The 19,256-nt window shown below is 41.0% G+C and carries 21 protein-coding genes; 14 read left to right on the top strand and 7 right to left on the bottom strand.

All coding sequences use genetic code 11. The annotated features are described in order from the left end of the window. Positions 1–3 precede the first annotated feature (3 nt). The 7 genes from R2Q66_RS06930 (at position 4) to R2Q66_RS06900 (ending at position 4,021) form a co-directional block, all read left to right on the top strand. Entirely contained in the window at positions 4–456 is a 453-nt protein-coding gene (locus R2Q66_RS06930; protein ID WP_316747282.1) for a DUF1573 domain-containing protein, read from the top strand. A gap of 29 nt (positions 457–485) precedes the next feature. After that, positions 486–830, top strand: coding sequence for a preprotein translocase subunit YajC (yajC, locus tag R2Q66_RS06925; RefSeq protein ID WP_265841822.1), 345 nt, complete (start codon positions 486–488; stop codon positions 828–830). An 81-nt stretch (positions 831–911) separates the two neighbouring features. Beyond that, positions 912–1,859 carry a YbbR-like domain-containing protein gene (locus tag R2Q66_RS06920; RefSeq protein WP_316747281.1) on the top strand — a complete coding sequence of 316 codons (948 nt, stop codon included), beginning with the start codon at positions 912–914 and terminating at the stop codon, positions 1,857–1,859. Beyond that, on the top strand, positions 1,859–2,455 hold the full coding sequence (gene coaE / locus R2Q66_RS06915; protein ID WP_316747280.1) for a dephospho-CoA kinase: 597 nt from the start codon (positions 1,859–1,861) through the stop codon (positions 2,453–2,455). Before R2Q66_RS06920 ends, coaE begins: the two co-directional genes overlap by 1 nt. After that, positions 2,455–3,396, top strand: coding sequence for an MBL fold metallo-hydrolase RNA specificity domain-containing protein (locus R2Q66_RS06910; protein WP_316747279.1), 942 nt, complete (start codon positions 2,455–2,457; stop codon positions 3,394–3,396). The genes coaE and R2Q66_RS06910 overlap by 1 nt, the downstream gene beginning before the upstream one ends. Further along, on the top strand, positions 3,397–3,558 hold the full coding sequence (locus R2Q66_RS06905) for a DUF5522 domain-containing protein (RefSeq protein WP_316747277.1): 162 nt from the start codon (positions 3,397–3,399) through the stop codon (positions 3,556–3,558). It begins immediately after the preceding gene. Continuing rightward, complete coding sequence (locus R2Q66_RS06900; RefSeq protein WP_316747276.1) at positions 3,542–4,021, top strand: MarR family winged helix-turn-helix transcriptional regulator; 480 nt, start codon at positions 3,542–3,544, stop codon at positions 4,019–4,021. Before R2Q66_RS06905 ends, R2Q66_RS06900 begins: the two co-directional genes overlap by 17 nt. Before the next feature lie 99 nt (positions 4,022–4,120). Here the strand turns inward: R2Q66_RS06900 and R2Q66_RS06895 are convergent, their stop codons facing one another. Genes R2Q66_RS06895 through R2Q66_RS06885 form a run of 3 tightly spaced genes read right to left on the bottom strand, consistent with a single transcriptional unit; the run spans position 4,121 to position 6,143 of the window. Then, positions 4,121–4,852: a ZIP family metal transporter gene (locus tag R2Q66_RS06895; RefSeq protein ID WP_316747275.1), complete on the bottom strand. Its 732-nt coding sequence runs from the start codon at positions 4,850–4,852 to the stop codon at positions 4,121–4,123. After that, complete coding sequence (locus R2Q66_RS06890) at positions 4,852–5,415, bottom strand: phosphatase PAP2 family protein (protein WP_316747274.1); 564 nt, start codon at positions 5,413–5,415, stop codon at positions 4,852–4,854. Before R2Q66_RS06890 ends, R2Q66_RS06895 begins: the two co-directional genes overlap by 1 nt. Next, positions 5,409–6,143 carry a class I SAM-dependent methyltransferase gene (locus R2Q66_RS06885; protein ID WP_316747273.1) on the bottom strand — a complete coding sequence of 245 codons (735 nt, stop codon included), beginning with the start codon at positions 6,141–6,143 and terminating at the stop codon, positions 5,409–5,411. The genes R2Q66_RS06890 and R2Q66_RS06885 overlap by 7 nt, the downstream gene beginning before the upstream one ends. Before the next feature lie 176 nt (positions 6,144–6,319). Here R2Q66_RS06885 and glmM point away from each other — a divergent pair, with 176 nt between their 5' ends. The 5 genes from glmM (at position 6,320) to R2Q66_RS06860 (ending at position 12,233) form a co-directional block, all read left to right on the top strand. Continuing rightward, positions 6,320–7,708, top strand: a complete 1,389-nt coding sequence (glmM, locus tag R2Q66_RS06880) for a phosphoglucosamine mutase (RefSeq protein WP_316747272.1) — start codon at positions 6,320–6,322, stop codon at positions 7,706–7,708. Further along, positions 7,708–8,862 (top strand): cysteine desulfurase family protein, encoded by a 1,155-nt coding sequence (locus R2Q66_RS06875; protein ID WP_316747271.1) that lies wholly within the window; start codon positions 7,708–7,710, stop codon positions 8,860–8,862. The genes glmM and R2Q66_RS06875 overlap by 1 nt, the downstream gene beginning before the upstream one ends. Positions 8,863–8,873: 11 nt before the next feature. Next, positions 8,874–9,407, top strand: a complete 534-nt coding sequence (locus R2Q66_RS06870; RefSeq protein ID WP_316747270.1) for a GNAT family N-acetyltransferase — start codon at positions 8,874–8,876, stop codon at positions 9,405–9,407. A 95-nt stretch (positions 9,408–9,502) separates the two neighbouring features. Then, positions 9,503–9,709: a hypothetical protein gene (locus R2Q66_RS06865; protein WP_316747269.1), complete on the top strand. Its 207-nt coding sequence runs from the start codon at positions 9,503–9,505 to the stop codon at positions 9,707–9,709. 229 nt (positions 9,710–9,938) lie between these two features. Further along, on the top strand, positions 9,939–12,233 hold the full coding sequence (locus tag R2Q66_RS06860; protein ID WP_316747530.1) for a GH92 family glycosyl hydrolase: 2,295 nt from the start codon (positions 9,939–9,941) through the stop codon (positions 12,231–12,233). A gap of 96 nt (positions 12,234–12,329) precedes the next feature. On the opposite strand, the gene accD is transcribed toward R2Q66_RS06860, so the two are convergent. Beyond that, the gene (gene accD / locus R2Q66_RS06855) at positions 12,330–13,175 is read right to left on the bottom strand and encodes an acetyl-CoA carboxylase, carboxyltransferase subunit beta (RefSeq protein WP_316747268.1); all 846 of its coding nucleotides are present in this window, start codon (positions 13,173–13,175) and stop codon (positions 12,330–12,332) included. Positions 13,176–13,316: 141 nt separating this feature from the next. On the opposite strand from accD, the gene fbaA reads away from it, so the two are divergent. Continuing rightward, positions 13,317–14,396, top strand: coding sequence for a class II fructose-bisphosphate aldolase (fbaA, locus tag R2Q66_RS06850; protein WP_316747267.1), 1,080 nt, complete (start codon positions 13,317–13,319; stop codon positions 14,394–14,396). A 78-nt stretch (positions 14,397–14,474) separates the two neighbouring features. On the opposite strand, the gene R2Q66_RS06845 is transcribed toward fbaA, so the two are convergent. Further along, on the bottom strand, positions 14,475–16,439 hold the full coding sequence (locus R2Q66_RS06845; RefSeq protein WP_316747266.1) for a gliding motility-associated C-terminal domain-containing protein: 1,965 nt from the start codon (positions 16,437–16,439) through the stop codon (positions 14,475–14,477). Between the two features lie 165 nt (positions 16,440–16,604). Between R2Q66_RS06845 and R2Q66_RS06840 the strand changes: the two genes are divergently transcribed. After that, positions 16,605–17,030 carry a GNAT family N-acetyltransferase gene (locus tag R2Q66_RS06840; RefSeq protein WP_316747265.1) on the top strand — a complete coding sequence of 142 codons (426 nt, stop codon included), beginning with the start codon at positions 16,605–16,607 and terminating at the stop codon, positions 17,028–17,030. 4 nt (positions 17,031–17,034) lie between these two features. On the opposite strand, the gene R2Q66_RS06835 is transcribed toward R2Q66_RS06840, so the two are convergent. Beyond that, positions 17,035–17,901 (bottom strand): hydroxymethylglutaryl-CoA lyase, encoded by an 867-nt coding sequence (locus R2Q66_RS06835; protein ID WP_316747264.1) that lies wholly within the window; start codon positions 17,899–17,901, stop codon positions 17,035–17,037. Continuing rightward, on the bottom strand, positions 17,879–19,183 hold the full coding sequence (locus R2Q66_RS06830; protein WP_316747263.1) for an NAD(P)/FAD-dependent oxidoreductase: 1,305 nt from the start codon (positions 19,181–19,183) through the stop codon (positions 17,879–17,881). The genes R2Q66_RS06835 and R2Q66_RS06830 overlap by 23 nt, the downstream gene beginning before the upstream one ends. Between the last annotated feature and the right edge of the window lie 73 nt (positions 19,184–19,256).

Below are 19,256 nucleotides of genomic sequence, written 5' to 3'. Positions count from 1 at the left end.
ACTATGAAACGAATCCTGTTAGTTGCAATTGCAGCAATAACATTTGCTTCCTGCCAGAATACCACAAAAACAGCTGGCGTAAATACAGAAGCGGGGACAACTTCTCTTGCCGAAGGTACTGACCCGGTTGCTGCTGCTGATGCCGCAGTGATGGCTTTTGACAATGAAAACTATAATTTCGGAAAAATAGCTCCGGGAGAAAAAGTGCATTACAGTTATAATTTTAAGAACACTGGAAAAAGCCCTTTAATCATTAGTAATGCCACCGCAACCTGTGGTTGTACGGTTCCTGAGATTCCTAAAGAGCCAATTCTTCCGGGAGCAACAGGTAGTATTAAAGTCGTGTTCGATAGCAATGGCAAATTTGGAATGCAGGATAAAGTGGTTACGGTCACTTCTAATGCAAACCCAACAGTTGCAGAATTACACTTAACAGGAGAAATTAAAGAAAAGTAAATACGAATAAAATCTTATATATTAATCATATGATGTCAACAGTAATCTTACAAGCAACAGGTGGTAGCAGCATGCTAGGTACCCTGGTACCAATGGTTTTAATCATGGTGGTATTTTATTTTTTCATGATCAGACCGCAGGTTAAAAAAGCTAAGGATCATAAAAAATTGGTTGAAGACTTGAAAAAAGGAGATAAAATTGTTACTACTGCCGGTATTCACGGTAAAATTGTGGACATGAACGATACTACTTTCGTAATTGAAGTAGAAAGTGGTACTAAAATCCGTTTTGATAAAACTTCGGTCTCTTTAGATGCAACGAAAGCTGCAGCTCCTAAAGTTGATCTTGCTAAAACTGACGCTCCAAAAGCATAGGTTTAACAGCTATACTGGTAAAAGCCGCATCCTTGTTTGGTGCGGCTTTTGCATTTCAGTATATTTGATTACTTTGTCTATATGCCCATCATCAAACTCACAAAAGTAGAGCAAAAGCGTTTTCTGGCGCTGGTCACCTGTCTGTTCCTGGCTGTTGCGGCATGGTTGTTCATGGCATTAAACAATAAATATGTTTATACGGCCAAGACGGTCCTCGACTATAAGAACTTCCCTCAGAAAAAAGCCTTTCATCCGCTGCAATCAGATACGGTAGATTTACAGGTGGAAGGAACGGGATGGCAACTTTTGTTTGCACGTCTAAGGATTAAACCGCAATCGATCTCTATTAATCTGGAGAAACTGAACAACAGAAACTATGTGTTGTTTTCCGAACAGCTTTTCAATGTCAATCGTCAGCTGGAATCTTCTCAAAAGATCATTTCTGTAAAACCGGATACCCTTTATTTTGACTTTTCCGAAAGGAGAGTAAAAAGAGTACCTGTGAAACTGATTTCCAACCTCAGCTTTGCCCCGCAATACGGAATTTCCAATACAATTAAGGTGAACCCGGATTATGTCACGATCTCTGGTCCGGAAGAGGATATTGTGAAAATTAAAGAATGGAATACCGATACCCTGAAATTGGAAGATATTCAAAGTTCTACGGTCGCCAGAGTGGCAATGGTGCAGAATAAGATGAAAAACGTCAATATTTTTCCAACCAGTGTAGACGTGAAATTGCCGGTAGATGAGTTTACAGAAAAAGTGATTGAAGTGCCTTTAAAGGTGATCAACAATAAAGAATATTACAATATAAAGCTGTATCCCAAAAAGGTGAAAATCACGTTGATGGTGGCTTTATCGAAGTTTACGCAGGTAAACGAGGAGTTTATTGTGGCGGTAGTTGATATGAATGAGTGGAAAGTTTTTCAGCACAATCAGTTAACTGTGCGCTTAACCCGCTTTCCGGAATATTGCAGACTGGTGCAGATTAAACCTGCTAAAGTTGATTTTATCATAGAAAAATAATGTTGAAAATAGGAATAACAGGGGGGATTGGCTCCGGGAAAACCACCGTATGCCGCGTTTTTGAAACGTTAGGTATTCCGGTGTTTTACGCCGATACGGTAGCTAAACAGATTATGGTGACGGATCCCATCCTGATACAAGGAGTAAAAGATGCTTTCGGTGTCGAAAGTTATACGTCCGAAGGTATACTAAACAATAAACACATTGCTGGAATTGTCTTTAATCAGGTAGCCGAACTGGAAAAGTTAAACCAATTGGTGCATCCGGCAGTATTTCGTGCTTTTGAACATTGGGCAACGCAGGTTTCTCCAAATGTCCCTTATATTTTGAAAGAAGCAGCCTTGCTTTTTGAAAGCGGTTCGTATCAGCTTTGCGACCGTAACGTGCTGGTCATTGCACCTTTGGAAACTAAATTGCAACGCGTTATGCAACGCGATGGGGTAACGGAGGAGCAAGTGAGGGCACGCATGGATAAACAGCTCTCCGACGAAGAAAAGGCCAAAATGGCGGATATGCTGGTCCATAACAATGAAACAGATTCTTTAATTACACAAGTGATGGCTTTACACCATCAATTCTTAAATACCAACCCTTAATGATATTAGATGATTTTATAGTTGCTACAAAAACTGGTTTATTTTGTAGATATGGTGACTTTTATCTGGATTCAAAGGAGATCGCCAAAGACGTAGTGATTTCCCATGCCCATGGAGACCATGCCATCGGTGGAAACCAAAATGTGTACTGTACTAAAACGACTTCCTTGTTTATGAAACACCGTTATAAGAAATTTGCCGCCGGCGAGTTTCATTTGAAAGGTTTTCAGGAGGATTTCACCTTAAATGGCGTTAAAATCAGGTTTATCCCTGCCGGACATATTTTGGGTTCTGCCATGATTTTAATGGAGTACCAGGGCGTAAAATACCTGTACACCGGAGATTATAAATTGCAGCCGGATAAAACCTGCGAGCCGATAGAATTTGTACAAGCAGATGTGCTGATTACCGAGACTACTTTTGCAGATCCGAACACCCGTCACCCTGTGGCAGAAGAAGAGATTTTGAAACTAAACGGAACGCAAAGTAACATCATGCTGGGTGCTTATGCCCTGGGTAAATGTCAGCGACTGATTAGTCTGATGAATGACCATTGTCCGGAAAAAAGGATACTGGTTCATCATAGTATGATGCCTTTTGTGAAAATTTATGAGGAGAATGGCATAAATATGGGAAAATATGAAATGTACGATCGTAAAGTGATGAAAAACACGGCGACTAACATGATTTATATGGTTCCACCAATGGTGTTCAGAAGTTATTCCAGAGCGATTAACGTGATTAGAGTGTTCGCTACGGGCTGGAAGCACTTACAAAGTAACAGCGAAATTCAGTTGTATGTTTCCGATCATGCGGATTGGAATGACATCATTTATACCATCGATCAGGTGAAACCTACCCAGGTTTGGACCAATCATGGCGATGGAAAGCAGTTGAAGGAACATTTTGCGAATAGTTTGGTCGTTAAATTGCTTACATAAATGATCGAAGGGATAGACTATTATTTGAACGAGGATGGGCTGATGGTTTTCACCGAAGCCTACCATCTTAAAAGGGGCTATTGCTGTAAGAATAAATGTAAACATTGCCCTTGGGGATTCGGTAAGAAAAAGACCGTACCCAAAAATGGGGATCAGAAATAATGGAATGACTGAGATGCAGTTGGAGAAAGAAATAAAAGCGACAAAATTTAAAGATATATACCAGCTGGCAATTGCTAATCTGGTATTTACCAATAGCTGGTGCAATGATTATTATAAACAGGTCACTGCTCCCTACGAGATTACTCCTCAGCAATTCAATATTTTAAGGATTTTAAGAGGGCAATACCCAAAACCTTCTACGATTAACCTGTTGAAATCAAGGATGCTCGATAAGATGTGTGATGCTTCCCGCATCACCGAACGTCTGGTGCAAAAGAAACTGGTGGCCAAAGGGGTAAATGCTCATGATAAACGGGCAGTAGACATTTTGATCACTGATAAGGGATTAAACCTGCTCCTGAAAATGGATGTAGAGGTAGATCTTTCTGAACTTGCCGCAAGAAACTTATCGGAAGCCGATGCGCGGTTACTGAACGATTTGCTGGAAAAAATGAGAGGTTAATCCGTGTGGATTAACCTCTTAATATTTTAATGCGATTGGATCTTTCTTTAGCAATGCTGTAGCTTGCTTCACCCTGCCGGATTTTTTAGCAGAATTTTTTTAGTGCTGATGCGTCTGTCCGGTCATGAAATAACCGATCAGGGCAATACCCACACCACACAATACCGCAATCATTTTTCTTTTACTCACTTTATGGTCTACACTGGATTCGAATAGAATCGTGGTAGAGATGTGTAAAAAGATACCAATCACGATACCCATAATCTTATTGAAATAGTCTTCTACACCGCCAATAGCGCCTGTACTCAATCCGTAGCTCACGTAAAAGCCTAATGGGGCCATGATTGCGAAGATACTAATGTAAAATAGTACGCTGTTTCTGTTGAACTTACTTTGCATCAGGATACTTGCCAGGGCAAAAGCAGCAGGGATATGGTGTAAGGAAATCCCGAAAATCAAGGCATTGTGCTGATCTTTAGCCAATGGCATTCCTTCGAGGAAAGCATGCAGACAAAGACTGATCATGATGCCGTAAGGAAATGCTTTAGAATCTCCGTGTTTATGAATATGACCGTGTTCTACGCCTTCCGAAAACTGCTCTAGCAGGATCTGGAACAGGAAACCAATCAGGATGAAAATGCCGATGGAGGCATGATCAGGTCCGCTGTAAGCTTCCGGAATCAGGTGTAATACCGTTATCGCGAATAAATAAGCTCCACTAAAGGAAAGGATTAGCTTTAGCAACTGAGATTTATCGCTCTTCACCATAAAGATGGCAGAGCCTCCCAGAAAGGCACTAAAGAATAAGATAAGCAACTTCCATATTTCCATTATACTTGTGGTTGTATTTTTTTATAGATGATTGAAGTCGTGAAACCAATCAGACTGCCGAGTAGGGCGCCCACCATGGTGTCAATAGGGTAGTGTACCCCGACGTAAATTTGTGAGAAAGAAATGATAAATGCCCAGGCCAGTCCAATCGGTAAAATCGGCTTCCATTTATCGTAGAATACGAAAATCAGGAAAACAGCCATGGCAAAATGATTGGTGGCATGCGCAGAAGGAAAGCTATAGCCGCTGCCACAAGGGACACGTCGGATCAGTTCGCCAACCAGATCAATGTCGTTGCAAGGCCTGATACGTCCTACCAATGGTTTGATGACTCTGGAAGCGATTAAATCGCCCATGGCTACTGTGAAAATAAGCATCCCAATGATGTACCATCCTCTTTTCTTGTATTCTTTAATGCAAAAGATGATGATAAACAGATACAATGGCACCCAGAAATAACGGTTGCGCATCAAAGGAAGGAGCCAGTCGAAAAATGGATTGCCCATATCGCGGTTCACTTTCAGAAATAGTTCTACGTCAAATTGATGCAGGCTTTCTAGCATATTTTTTTGCAGATTAAGATCAAACGGTCAGATTTAGTCTCATCGAATGGCTCTAAAGCATAGTTACCAAAGGTTTCTTTAATTTCTAGTCCGCTTTTTAACAACATTCTTTCGAAATCATCTTTTTGGAAGGCTTGTACGCGCTCTTCAAAAGCAAAAGATTTATTGCGGTGTTCGAAATTGATATGTTTGATGATCTTACCATCAGCAACAAATTTATGAAGGTGGAATTCAATACCATCCATCGTTTTTGTTTCCTGCTGTGTCAGATTTTTAATAATCTTTTGAGTATTGAAATAATCGATAACCAGGGTTCCATCAGGCTTTAAGCTTTTTCTGAACGAGGTTAGGGCACTCACATGTTCTTTTTCTGTTTCAAAATAACCGAAACTAGTGAACAGGTTTAAAGCAAGATCAAAATAATTGATGAAAGACAGTTTACGCATGTCATGCACAAAGAAGTGCAGGTTCTTCTGCTCAAACTGCTGCGCATATTTGATACTTTGTTCGGAAAGGTCAACACCGGTTACATCGTAACCTTTTTTATTCAGGTAAATAGAATGTCTTCCGCGACCACAGGCGATATCCATAATTTTGGAATCCGCAGCAGGCTTTAGGTGTGCCGACAGATTATCAATTAAGAATTCTGCCTCAGCATCATTACGTTGACTATATAAAATATGATAATAGGGAGAGTTGAACCAATATTGAAACCACTTGCGCTGCATAAAGCCCGTTTTTGTTGATGTTTAAGAAAAACACAAATATAGTATTTTCAAATGCAACATTGAGGATTATTTGAGCTTCCTTCCCGATTTTAATGATGTTAATTTTACGATTCGAAGCGGTATAAATCAGTCTTTATGTTGTTTTTTTGCTATTTTTGAAAAAAAAACCGAATAACTTGACACTAATAAAATCTATCTCTGGAATAAGAGGAACCATCGGAGGAATTGCCGGTAATGGTTTAACTCCTATTGATATCGTTAAATTTACAGCAGCTTACGGCTCATGGATTATCAATAAAACGAATATTAAGAAAATTGTTGTTGGACGTGACGCCAGAATTTCTGGTGAAATGGTGAACAACCTGGTGATTGGAACCCTTCAAGGCTTAGGCATTGAGGTAATCGACCTTGGTTTATCCACTACCCCAACAGTAGAAATCGCTGTGCCACTTGAAAATGCTGGTGGCGGTATCATCTTAACCGCAAGTCATAACCCAAAACAATGGAATGCCTTGAAATTATTGAATGAAAAGGGAGAATTTATCAGCGATGCTGATGGAAAAGAACTTTTAGAGATCGCTGAGAAAGCAGAATTTAGCTTCGCAGATGTAGATGATTTAGGTACAGTAACTAAAAACGACACCTATCTGCAAAAGCATATTGATGCCGTTCTTGCTTTACCTTTAGTAGATGTTGCCGCAATTAAAGCTGCAAACTTCAAGATTGCTATCGACTGTGTGAACTCTACAGGAGGGATATTTGTTCCGGCATTACTGAAAGCTTTAGGCGTAGAAACAGTTTATGAATTGTATTGTACTCCTGACGGTCATTTTCCACACAATCCAGAGCCGCTTCCGGAAAACTTAACGGAAATCGCTAAGGTGGTAAAAGCTAAAAACGCTGATTTAGGTATCGTAGTAGATCCTGATGTTGATCGTTTATGTTTTGTTTGTGAAGATGGTGCTATGTTCGGCGAAGAGTATACGTTAGTTGCTGTTGCGGATTACGTACTTCAAAATACACCTGGTAACACGGTTTCTAACCTTTCTTCGACCAGAGCATTGAGAGATGTGACGGAAAAAGCAGGTATGGAATACCATGCTTCAGCTGTTGGTGAGGTAAATGTTGTAAATCAAATGAAAGCCAATAACGCGGTGATCGGTGGCGAAGGTAATGGTGGTATCATCTATCCTGAATCTCATTACGGTCGTGATGCTTTAGTTGGTATTGGTTTATTCTTAACGCATTTAGCGAAGTTTGGTAAGTCGATTTCTCTTTTGAGAAGTAGCTATCCTGCTTATTATATCTCTAAAAATAAAATTACATTAACACCTGAAATGGATATCGATGCTTTATTGCTAAAAGTTCAGGAGAAATATAAAAACCAGCCTACCAGTACGATCGATGGGTTGAAAATTGAATTTGATAAGGAATGGGTGCATTTGCGCAGATCTAATACTGAGCCAATCATTCGTATCTATAGTGAAGCGGGGAGCGAAACTGTTGCGGAGAACCTGGCTTCTAAGATCATTTCAGATATTAAAGAAATTTTAAAATTGAACTAATGAAGGTAAACAGGATCTATTTAGACAATGCGGCAACTACACCTTTAGATCCGGAAGTAATTTCGGAAATGGTGAATGTGATGACTAATTTTTACGGAAATCCATCTGCAATTCATGCTCAGGGTAGAGAGGTAAGAACGCTGGTTGAAAAAGCAAGAAAAACTGTTGCCGGTCTCTTAAATGCGACTCCTGCGGAGGTCTTTTTTACCTCTGGAGGTACTGAAGCCGACAATACTGCCATTCGTTGTGGCATTGCTGCTTTCAATATCAAACATGCCATTACTTCGAAAATTGAACACCATGCGGTAGAACATACTTTAGATATGTTGTTGAAACAAGGGGTAATTGACAAGTTGAGCTTTGTGAATATTGATACTAAAGGTAATATTGATTATGACCATTTAGAGCAGTTATTGAAAGAAAACGGTCGTTCTTTTGTGTCTTTAATGCATGCCAATAATGAGTTGGGGACCCTGACTGATATTGAGCGTGTAGGTGAGATCTGTGAGCAATATGATGCCATTTATCACTGCGATACGGTTCAGACAATGGGTCATTACAAGCATGATGTGAGAAAACTGAAAGCACATTTCATTGTGTGTTCAGCGCATAAATTGCATGGTCCTAAGGGTGTAGGTTTTCTTTTTGTAAATCACAATGTGAAAATCGCTCCAATGATTTATGGTGGTGCTCAGGAACGCAATATGCGTGGCGGTACAGAAAATGTATATGGAATTATCGGCTTGTCGAAAGCCCTTGAAATGGCTTATACAGAGATGGAAAGTCACCAGAATCATATTCAGGGATTGAAAGATTACCTGAAAAACAGATTGAGTACTGAAATTGCTGACATCAGCTTTAACGGTGAAACTGACGCAGATAAGAGTTTATATACGGTATTGAATGTTTCTTTCCCGGCAATGGATATGTCTGATATGTTGTTGTTTAACCTGGATATTAACGGCATTTCTGCCTCTGGTGGTAGTGCTTGTTCTTCCGGATCTAACATCGGTTCTCATGTGTTGACTGGTATTCATGCAGATCCGAACAGACCTTCTGTAAGGTTCTCTTTCAGTAAATACAACACGAAAGAAGAGCTGGATATTGTAGTTGATAAAGTCAAACAAATCGTAAGTCAGAACGTTACAGCATAAAGATTTTCTTTATGAAGTTTCACCGGATTACAACGGCCAGCGATCCCTCGCTGACCTTTATTAAAAAATTATATGAGGATGCCTTCCCTCCGCACGAGCGGAGGGATTGGGATTCCTTACTACAACGGATCTCTACAGATCAGGAAATGCACCTTGATCTGATCCATACCGACGACGGACATATTGGTTTTATCATCTGGTGGGAGATTTCAGGCAGCTATTTCGTAGAACATTTTGCTATTGATGCCGAATTGAGAGGCAAAAATTATGGCGCCTCCGTACTCAATTATTATAAATCACTGCTTCCCGGCAGGATTTTACTCGAAGTAGAGCCACCCGAAGATGAATATTCCATCCGTAGAATCGGTTTTTATGAGCGTCTGGGATTTCAGGTGTTGGATTTTACTTATAGACAACCTTCTTATACCGATCCGCTGGATTCTTATCCGATGTTGCTGATGGCAACTTCCGTTTTTGAAGAAAGCGAATTGACGGTGTTGGCTAAGTTAATTAAGGAAAAAATATACGCGCCTAAGGCTGGTTAAGCCTGTTTATTTTTTTCTTTTTTTATATCAAACATAACTGTTTTTGCGTTGTTTACGTAATAAGCTACGGTATACATCAATAAATTATATTTGTTATGAAAAAGCCGGAAAACAACAACGAGAGACACAGTCATCGGAAAACGGTGTACAAAGAAACAGAAGATTTTGGAAATAATAAGCCAGATACTGGCGAAACCTCTTCTGCCGGAGATTTTAGTCGGACAGTTTTTATAAAGAGACCACACAGGACCAATAAACCTATGGGCTCCAGTCATGAGCCAGGTACCTTTCCCGGAAGGTAAGCCGCAACATCCGATCTAAAGTAACATTTACAGCTACATTGCTAATGAAGGCGCCATATTTAGATATAGCGCCTTTTTTATTTAAATAATTGATAAAAATCTATTACTTTAGGACTGTGCTAAAACGTTTTTAGCGCTAAAATGTAGAAGCTGTTTGTAGAAATGGTCAAATACTGCATTTGAAGCTGGATTTTAAACCAAATATTATAATTTATCCAATATCATGATGATGAAGCGATACTTAACCGCATTACTGATTGCCGGTTCTTCCGCAGCTTTTGCGCAGACCGTTGGGGAACTGAGCGATCCGGTAGAATGGATCAACCCTTTGATGGGAACGGCGAGCAAGCCCTCAATGTCTAACGGAAATACTTATCCAACAATTGCCTTGCCCTGGGGCATGAACTTCTGGACGCCACAAACCGGTAAAATGGGAGATGGATGGGCTTATACTTACGATGCAGATAAAATTCGTGGCTTCAAGCAAACGCACCAGCCATCGCCATGGATGAACGATTACGGACAGTTTTCGATCATGCCGGTGACCGGTAAAAAACGTATCGATCAGGATGAGCGCGCCAGCTGGTATTCTCATAAAGCGGAAGTTGTGAAACCTTATTATTATAGTGTTTACCTGGCGGATGCTGATGTGACGACAGAAATTACGCCTACAGAGCGTGCTGCGCAGTTCCGATTCACTTTTCCTAAATCTGACAGCTCTTTTGTAGTGATTGATGCTTTCGATAAAGGGTCTTACATTAAGATCTTCCCGAAAGAAAGAAAAGTGATCGGTTATACCACCAGACACAGTCATAAGATGACACCTGAAAACTTTAAAAACTACTTTGTAGCTTATTTTGACAAAGATTTCGTATCTGCCAATGCCTGGAAAGGTAAGGAGTTGCTGAAAGATGAGCTGGAAATAAAAGCGGATCATTCTGGTGCAATTGTAGGTTTTAAAACGAAAAAAGGGGAACAGGTAGGGATGAAAGTCGCTTCCTCTTTCATTAGTTTTGAGCAGGCAGAACTTAATTTAAAAAGAGAACTGGCCAATGATACTTTTGATGCCACAAAAACAAAAGCTAAAGATGTTTGGAATAAAACCCTGAGCAGAGTAGCGGTAGAAGGTGGTACGGTTGATCAAACCCGCACTTTTTACTCTAGTTTTTACCGCACTTTATTCTTCCCGAATAAGTTGTATGAATTGGATGCCAGCAACAAAATCGTTCACTGGAGCCCATACAATGGTAAAGTATTACCTGGTTATATGTTTGCCGGAACAGGTTTCTGGGATACGTTCAGAGCTTTATATCCTTTCTTAAACCTGGTTTATCCATCGATTAATAAAGAAATGCAGGAAGGCTTGATCAACGATTACAAAGAAGGTGGCTGGTTGCCGGAATGGTCTAGTCCGGGTTATGCGAATGTGATGGTAGGTAACAATTCTGCTTCGGTGGTTGCAGATGCTTACATCAAAGGACTTCGCGGTTATGACATCAATACTTTGTATGAAGCATTGATTCATGGTGCAAATAATGAAGGACCATTAGATGCTGTAGGAAGGGCAGGAGTGAAGTACTATAATGAACTTGGTTATGTGCCTTACGATGTGAAAATCAATGAAAATGCAGCGCGTACTTTAGAGTATGCCTATGATGATTTTACGATTTATCAATTGGGTAAGGCTTTGAAAAAACCTAAATCTGAAACGGATATCTACGCAAAACGTAGTATGAATTATAAAAATCTTTTCGATCCTTCCAGTGGATTGATGAGAGGCAAGAATAAAGATGGTAATTTCCAGTCGCCATTTAACCCCTTTAAATGGGGTGATGCTTTTACAGAAGGTAACAGCTGGCATTATTCCTGGTCAGTATTCCAGGATATTGACGGTCTTGCTAAATTAATGGGTGGTAAAGAAAAGTTTGTGACCAAGTTAGATTCTGTATTTACTTTGCCTCCAATCTTTGACGACAGCTATTATGGCAGCGTAATTCATGAGATTCGTGAGATGCAGGTTGCCAATATGGGACAATATGCGCATGGTAATCAGCCGATTCAGCACATGATTTACTTGTATAACTATGCAGGTGCGCCATGGAAAACTCAATATTGGGTACGTGAAACGATGAACCGTATGTATAAACCAACTCCGGATGGCTATTGCGGCGATGAAGATAACGGTCAGACTTCTGCCTGGTATGTTTTCTCGGCAATGGGCTTTTATCCGGTAACACCGGCCACAGACCAATATGTTTTAGGTGCGCCTTTATTTAAAAAGGTGACTTTAAACCTGGAAAACGGTAAAAAAGTAGTAATCAATGCGGCTAATAACAGCGATGACAACAGGTATGTGCAAGGTTTGAAATACAACGGTGCTGTTTATCCTAAGAACTGGTTGAGCCATGCTGAGCTGACTAAGGGTGCAACACTTGATTTCAATATGTCTGCAACGCCAAATAAGCAGCGTGGGACGAAAGAAACGGATTTCCCTTACTCATTCTCTACTGATCCTAATAAATAGGCTTAGAACCGATTATTTGAGGCATAAAAAAAGTGGGAGTTTTAAAACTCCCACTTTTTTTTATGTTTAAACTGAATTTTTTTAGTCCAGTCAATTTTATTTTGCTACCATTCTAAGGAAAGCTGCAATTTTAGCTTTCATCGCTCTGCGGTCTACGATAAAGTCAAGGAAACCATGTTCCTGAACAAATTCTGCCGTTTGAAATCCTTTAGGAAGATCTTTTTTAATCGTTTCCTTAATTACCCTCGGACCAGCGAAACCGATTAAAGCACCTGGTTCTGCGATATTGATATCACCTAACATCGCGTACGATGCGGTTACTCCACCTGTAGTAGGATCGGTCAATAAAGAGATATACGGGATCTTTGCCTGACTCAACAAGGCTAATTTAGCCGATGTTTTTGCCATTTGCATCAGCGAGAACGCTGCTTCCATCATTCTGGCACCACCAGATTTAGAAATCATCAGGAATGGAATTTTGTGTTTGATACTATAGTCAATAGAGCGGGCGATTTTTTCACCTACTACTGATCCCATAGATCCACCGATAAAGTTGAAATCCATACAGGCAATTACTAAATCCTGACCTTCAATTTTACCTACACCTGCTCTGATTGCGTCTTTTAAGCCGGTTTTAGCCTGACTTTCTACCAAACGATCTACATAAGGTTTGCTATCTGTGAAGTTCAATGGGTCACCTGAAGTTAGATTTGCAAATAACTCTGTGAACTCATTGTTGTCAAATAATACCTGAAAATATTCCTTTGAACCTACCCTTAAATGGTAGTCGCAATATTGGCAAACGTATTTATTTTCAACCAGATCGGCACTGTGGAGTGCTTTCTTACAATTTGGACACTTGTTCCATAAACCGTCTGGCGCTTCTTTTTTTTCTTCTGTTCTTGTACTGATACCTTTTTTTTCTCTCTTAAACCAAGCCATGTTATTTGTTGAAAAATGCGAGTACAAAGAAACAAAAAAAAATTAGAACAGTTTAAGGTAGTTTTTAGTTAAAAATAATAGCCCTTAGATTTGGCCGGAGGGATATTTTTCCTAACTTCGGCATATATAAAATTATAAAAAATGAGTTTAAAAGGCTATAAAGGCGTAATTTACGGAGATGCCGTTCAAGAATTATTTGAGCAGGCTAAAAAACATCAGTTTGCATTACCTGCAGTTAATGTTACCGGTACCAACACAGTTAATGCGGTAATGGAAACAGCTAAGGCAGTTAATTCACCTGTTATGATTCAGCTTTCCAATGGCGGTGCCCAATTTTACGCTGGAAAAACATTGAATAATGACAATTTGAATGCTTGTGTATTAGGCGCAGTTTCTGCAGCTAAACATGTTCATTTATTAGCTGAGCATTACGGTGTTGCAGTAGTTTTGCATACTGACCACGCAGCAAAGAAACTATTACCATGGATCGACGGTTTATTGGATCATGGCGAGAAATTCTTCGCAGAGCATGGTAAACCATTGTTCTCTTCACATATGTTAGATTTATCAGAAGAATCTATCGAAGAAAACATCGAGATTTCTGCTAAATACCTTGAGCGTATGGCTAAAATGGGTATGACTATCGAAATCGAACTAGGTGTAACTGGTGGAGAAGAAGATGGTGTAGATAACAGTGATGTAGATAGCTCGAAACTATATACTCAACCTTCAGAAGTAGCTTATGCTTACGAAGAACTGAGCAAAGTGAGTGATAAATTTACGATCGCAGCAGCTTTCGGTAATGTTCACGGTGTGTACAAACCAGGTAATGTGAAGTTACAACCGGTAATTCTTAAGAATTCTCAGGACTTCATCAAAGAAAAATTCGGTATCACTGCTGAAAAACCTATCAACTTTGTATTCCACGGTGGTTCTGGTTCTACTCAGGAAGAAATCAGAGAAGCTATCTCTTACGGAGCAATCAAAATGAACATCGATACTGATATGCAATGGGCATTATGGGAAGGTGTTTTGGATTACTACAAAGCAAATGAAGCTTATCTTCAGGCGCAAATCGGTAACCCTGATGGCGATGATAAACCAAATAAGAAATATTATGATCCTCGCGTTTGGTTACGTAAAGGTGAAGAAGCTTTTGTTAAACGTTTAACTCAGGCTTTCGAGGACCTTAACTGTAGAGACGCAAGCGATAAACTATAGTTTTTCGTTTAAGATCTAAGCCTTTAAGGCTTTAAAATAACAGCGCCTGCTCCATCATATGGGACAGGCGCTGTTATTTTATCTCAAAATATTAATCGGACCGACTATTGGCTTTTGCCCCGCTTCATGGAGGTCAATCCAGTAAAAATAAGTCCCGGCGGGTAAAGGTTTTCCTTTGTACCGGCCATCCCAGTTTTGAAAGCTCCCTTTCACACTAAATACTTTTTCCCCGTAACGGTTCACTACGCGGATCTCTGCGTTGGGGTAAGCCTGGAGGGCCTCAATGTTCCATACATCATTGACCCCATCGTCATTCGGTGTAAAAGTATTGGGAACGATCACCTTTTTGAAAACCTTAACGATCATACTGGAAGTAGCTCCCTTACAATTGAGGAGGGAAGTGACGTTAAGCGTATAAGTGGTGGTGGCCACTGGGGTAGCTGTCGGGTTTAATTTACGGGGATCATCCAGGTTAGTGGAGGGCGACCATAAATATTGCAGGCTATCACCGGAAATACTGCCATCAAGGGTGGTAGATTCCCCTTCCATAATCACTTTGTTGTTTCCTGCATTGGCTACTGTTTTTCTGTAAACGTTGACAATAGCCTGGGCTTTATTTTCGCAGAGCCCATTGGATACCGTAACCTCGTAAGTGGTGGTACTGGTTGGGGAAGCAATGGGATTGGCAATATTAGGATCCGATAAATCGGTAACAGGGCTCCATTTGTAGCTGGTACCACCCGAGGCCTCAAGCATTGTTGGTGTTCCATAACAAATGTAGCGCTCGGGATTGGCTATGGCAGCCAGGGGCAAGGTATTTACGGTAACCTTAGTTTGAGCGATGGTGGTACAACCGTTTGCGAAGACCGCAACCTGATATGTCCCGGCATCATTTAAAGTCGCATTGCTGAGGATTGGAGATTTTAGCGTAGAGCTGAAGTTGTTTGGGCCGCTCCAAAGGTAAGTTCCTACATCGCCGGATACGTCCATTTGCAGGTTTTGGCCTACACAAACGGGGTAATATGGGGGCAACGTGATCTTCGGACTGGCGTTTGCCCTAATGGTAATTGGGTTGGAGGCTGTTCTACAGGTTGCCAGACTGAATTCGCTGGATCCCGCTACCATAACGCGGTATTGATGAACTCCCAATGGTAAAGTAACCGGATTGATGTTGATCTGTGGATTGATTTCGCCGCCAAGGTCGTCCCAGGCTGTTCCATTTTTTTTCTGCCATTGATAATGTAAAGTGGTAGATCCTGCAACGGTAGCATTGATGTTAATGATATCGGGTGCATTGTCGCAGGCTATTTTTTCTGTCTGGTTGGCGACTCCGTTTATCGCGGTATTTATAGTGGTGCCGCATGGCCGGAAGGTAATGTCATCAAGGCCGAATTCATTACCACGACCAGGCGTATTGTTCATGATCTTGATTTTTACTCTGGTTACACCGGGAGGTGTAGTAAATAAAAATCCATATTGTTTCCAGATGGGCTCATCGCCCTGAGAAATATCTCCCGCATCAAAAGTTGCAATAATGCGATCATCCATCTCTAATACCTGAAAGGTGAGGCTGGGCTTATTATTTGGAGAGCGATACAATTTGTTGAGCCAGCAGGCAAATTCGTAAGTTTTATTGGCGCAAAGGTCTGCGGGGACATCCGTTTGGTAGACAAAACCTGGAACGTTGCTGGCTATGAGGTACATAAAGTAGCCCTCGGGGTCGCCTGGGGTATGGTTAGAGACTGTTCTACCACTATCCTCCGGAACGCGGACATTTTTCATCATCTGATAATAGCCCCGGCCTGCAGGTTGAATAGCCACAAAATCCTTAGTATAAACCAGAGTCGTTTTATTTCCCAATGGAGGGCCATAAAATTCATCCCCCCTGCCAAAATCAATCCATACCACCGGATCACCAAGACTACCATTACACAATTGCGCCTGGACTTGTCTTGTCAAAGAAGACAGCAGGCCAATCATCAGTATTACAACGAATTTACTCTTCACATTCATTTTTATGAATACGGTTTTTTCTGGCGTCATCTACGAATTTAAGTAGCGCTATCGGTGTAGCCAAATATTTGCCTTACAATGATTTGACAGTTGTTTTTCAATAAAATCAATACCGTCATAATAATTCAAATAACATCAAAATCAGGTGAATTAAAACTGCTATTTTTACCATATTTGTAGAAATATCAGTAAGCCATGGAAACACTATTTGTAAATAAGGTAATTGGAAAAGAAACATTGGATCAGGTACATGAGATCCGTAGGATAGTTTTTGTGGAGGAGCAGAATTGTCCACCTGAACTGGAATGGGAACATGAAGAAGAGTCGACTCATTTCCTGGCCATGATGGATAATCAGCCATGTGGTGCCTGTAGGTGGAGAAAGACAGATCAAGGCTATAAACTGGAGCGTTTTGCTGTATTAAAGGCATTTAGAGGGAAACGAATAGGGCAGGCTTTAGTAGCCGCAGCTTTATCAGATTTACCGGGGGATGCGCATTATATTTACCTGAACGCACAGCTTGCTGCCATGCCTTTATACGCGAAATTCGGCTTTGTAGCTGAAGGACCGCAGTTTGAAGAAGCAGGATTTCAACACTTTAAAATGGTTAAAAAAGCATAAAAAATTAAGTTAAAAATATCTGACTGGAGAGCTGTACTGCAGCTTTCCATTTATCCATATCCAGACCTAAAGTTTCTCCTTTACTTTCCAGAAACCAGATCAGGTCTTCAGTTGCTAAATTACCAGTTAAGTCGTCTGTTGCCATAGGGCATCCTCCAAAGCCTTTTAAGGCACTATCGAAACGACGGCATCCAATATCATAAGCAGCTTGCATTTTTTCAATACGCGTCTCCGGAGTGCTGTGTAAATGAACACCAATCTCTATCTGATCAAAAGTTTTGATCATCCCTGGTAAAATAGCGTTTATTCTTTCCGGAGAGGATACCCCGATGGTATCCGATAAAGAGAGTATTTTGACACCCATACCGGCCAGCGTATCTGCCCAGCTTAAAACAATCTCTTCATTCCATGGGTCGCCATAAGGATTTCCGAATCCCATAGACAAATAGACGACCGCCGTTTTATTATGACGGTCACAAAGTTCCAGCATTTGCTTTACAGTGGCTAAAGAGTCTGAAATGGTAGAATTGGTATTACGCATCTGGAAGGTCTCAGAGATAGAGAAAGGAAAACCCAGTAAATCGATCTCCGGATGTTGTACTGCGGCCTCTACGCCCCTTAAATTAGCTACAATGGCTAGTAATTTAGATTTACTAAGACTCAAATCCAGTTTCGCCAATACTTCTGCGGTATCTTTAAGCTGAGGAATGGCTTTCGGACTCACAAAACTGCCAAAATCGATGGTATCAAAACCTACCTGCAGCAGCAGGTTGATATAAGCGGCTTTAAGGTCTGTATCGATGAAATGATGGATCCCCTGCATGGCATCCCTTGGGCATTCTATGAGTTTAATCGACTTTTGCTGGTTCATGCTTAACTTTCTTATAGTAAGGTCTGATGATCAATCTTGTTCCACGATCGTAACTGAAATAACTCCAAACCCAGTTCACAAAAACCACGAGTTTATTCCTAAAGCCAACGAGTGTCATCAAATGTACAAACATCCAGGTAAACCACGCGAATACCCCTTGAAATCTGATGTTATGTAAATCCACAACCGCCCGGTTTCGGCCTACCGTAGCCATTGCGCCTTTATCTTTATATTTAAAAGAAGCCGTGGGCTTGTGTGCTATGATGTTCAATAAGTTATCAGCCAGTTGACGGCCCTGTTGTATGGCGGCAGGGGCAACGCCGGGATGTCCGTTAGGGAACTCCTCCGTAATCATGGCAGCTACATCGCCTATGGCATAAATATTCTCATAGCCATCTACCTTGTTGATTTCGTTGACCTTTAAGCGGTTGCCGCGCACAATAACCTCTGGATTCATACCGTCCAATACGACCCCTTTCACACCGGCAGACCAGATCACATTTGAAGAGCCGATCTGCTGTCCATCCGCCAGGGAAAGCATTTTACCATCAAAGGACTGTACCCGGGATTCGGTCATGATTTTGACTCCTAATTCTGTTAAGAACAAGCGGGCTTTGGCAGAGGCCTGAGGAGACATGGCGCCTAGTAATTCAGGTGAACCTTCAATCAGGTAAATCGACACCTTATCGATATCCAACTCCGGATAGTCACTTTTTAACACATGTTTTTTAAGCTCGGCAATGGCACCTGCGGTTTCTACGCCGGTAGGACCGCCACCAACCACCACAAAAGTGAGCAGTTCATTGGCTACTACAGGATCGGGAGCAATTTGTGCCGCTTCTAAATTCTGAAGAATCAGGCTTCTCAGGTTTAAAGCCTCAGGGATGGATTTCATCGGCATGGCATTTTCCTGAATCTGGTCCTGACCGAAGAAATTGCTGGTCGAACCGGTTGCAATCACCAAATGGTCGTAATCCATCGTACCAATACTGGTCTGTATGCAATTGTTTAAAGGGGTTACTCCACTCACCTCCGCTACACGGAAAGTCAGGTTTTTTTGTCCTTTAAAAATCTTGCGGAGGGGAAAGGCGATGGAATCAGCTTCCAGTCCGCCGGTAGCTACCTGATAGAGCAGGGGTTGAAAAGTATGGTAGTTGTGTTTATCTACCATGATTACTTCGATGTCTTGATCTCTTAGTTTCTTCGTTAATTCTATCCCACCAAATCCGCCACCTACAATGACTATTCTGGTTTTGCTGCCTTTCGGGAAGTGTTGCTCCATAATTATTGTTTTCTTAAATTATATCTATAACAAAAAAGGCACCCAAAAAGGGTGCCTTTAATTATCTAATATT

This window comes from Pedobacter gandavensis (genome assembly GCF_032677645.1).
GTDB classification, from domain to species: Bacteria; Bacteroidota; Bacteroidia; order Sphingobacteriales; family Sphingobacteriaceae; genus Pedobacter; species Pedobacter gandavensis_A.
Note: the sequence above shows the minus strand (reverse complement) of the source record. Positions and strands in the feature narration are given on the sequence as shown.

Excerpts from the sequence above, each read along its gene's own strand:
- R2Q66_RS06930 (WP_316747282.1), top strand. The coding sequence starts at position 4 with ATGAAACGAATCCTGTTAGTTGCAATTGCAGCAATAACATTTGCTTCC.
- yajC (WP_265841822.1), top strand. The coding sequence starts at position 486 with ATGATGTCAACAGTAATCTTACAAGCAACAGGTGGTAGCAGCATGCTA.
- R2Q66_RS06920 (WP_316747281.1), top strand. The coding sequence starts at position 912 with ATGCCCATCATCAAACTCACAAAAGTAGAGCAAAAGCGTTTTCTGGCG.
- coaE (WP_316747280.1), top strand. The coding sequence starts at position 1,859 with ATGTTGAAAATAGGAATAACAGGGGGGATTGGCTCCGGGAAAACCACC.
- R2Q66_RS06910 (WP_316747279.1), top strand. The coding sequence starts at position 2,455 with ATGATATTAGATGATTTTATAGTTGCTACAAAAACTGGTTTATTTTGT.
- R2Q66_RS06905 (WP_316747277.1), top strand. The coding sequence starts at position 3,397 with ATGATCGAAGGGATAGACTATTATTTGAACGAGGATGGGCTGATGGTT.
- R2Q66_RS06900 (WP_316747276.1), top strand. The coding sequence starts at position 3,542 with ATGGGGATCAGAAATAATGGAATGACTGAGATGCAGTTGGAGAAAGAA.
- R2Q66_RS06895 (WP_316747275.1), bottom strand. The coding sequence starts at position 4,852 with ATGGAAATATGGAAGTTGCTTATCTTATTCTTTAGTGCCTTTCTGGGA.
- R2Q66_RS06890 (WP_316747274.1), bottom strand. The coding sequence starts at position 5,415 with ATGCTAGAAAGCCTGCATCAATTTGACGTAGAACTATTTCTGAAAGTG.
- R2Q66_RS06885 (WP_316747273.1), bottom strand. The coding sequence starts at position 6,143 with ATGCAGCGCAAGTGGTTTCAATATTGGTTCAACTCTCCCTATTATCAT.
- R2Q66_RS06875 (WP_316747271.1), top strand. The coding sequence starts at position 7,708 with ATGAAGGTAAACAGGATCTATTTAGACAATGCGGCAACTACACCTTTA.
- R2Q66_RS06870 (WP_316747270.1), top strand. The coding sequence starts at position 8,874 with ATGAAGTTTCACCGGATTACAACGGCCAGCGATCCCTCGCTGACCTTT.
- R2Q66_RS06865 (WP_316747269.1), top strand. The coding sequence starts at position 9,503 with ATGAAAAAGCCGGAAAACAACAACGAGAGACACAGTCATCGGAAAACG.
- R2Q66_RS06860 (WP_316747530.1), top strand. The coding sequence starts at position 9,939 with ATGAAGCGATACTTAACCGCATTACTGATTGCCGGTTCTTCCGCAGCT.
- accD (WP_316747268.1), bottom strand. The coding sequence starts at position 13,175 with ATGGCTTGGTTTAAGAGAGAAAAAAAAGGTATCAGTACAAGAACAGAA.
- fbaA (WP_316747267.1), top strand. The coding sequence starts at position 13,317 with ATGAGTTTAAAAGGCTATAAAGGCGTAATTTACGGAGATGCCGTTCAA.
- R2Q66_RS06845 (WP_316747266.1), bottom strand. The coding sequence starts at position 16,439 with ATGACGCCAGAAAAAACCGTATTCATAAAAATGAATGTGAAGAGTAAA.
- R2Q66_RS06840 (WP_316747265.1), top strand. The coding sequence starts at position 16,605 with ATGGAAACACTATTTGTAAATAAGGTAATTGGAAAAGAAACATTGGAT.
- R2Q66_RS06835 (WP_316747264.1), bottom strand. The coding sequence starts at position 17,901 with ATGAACCAGCAAAAGTCGATTAAACTCATAGAATGCCCAAGGGATGCC.
- R2Q66_RS06830 (WP_316747263.1), bottom strand. The coding sequence starts at position 19,183 with ATGGAGCAACACTTCCCGAAAGGCAGCAAAACCAGAATAGTCATTGTA.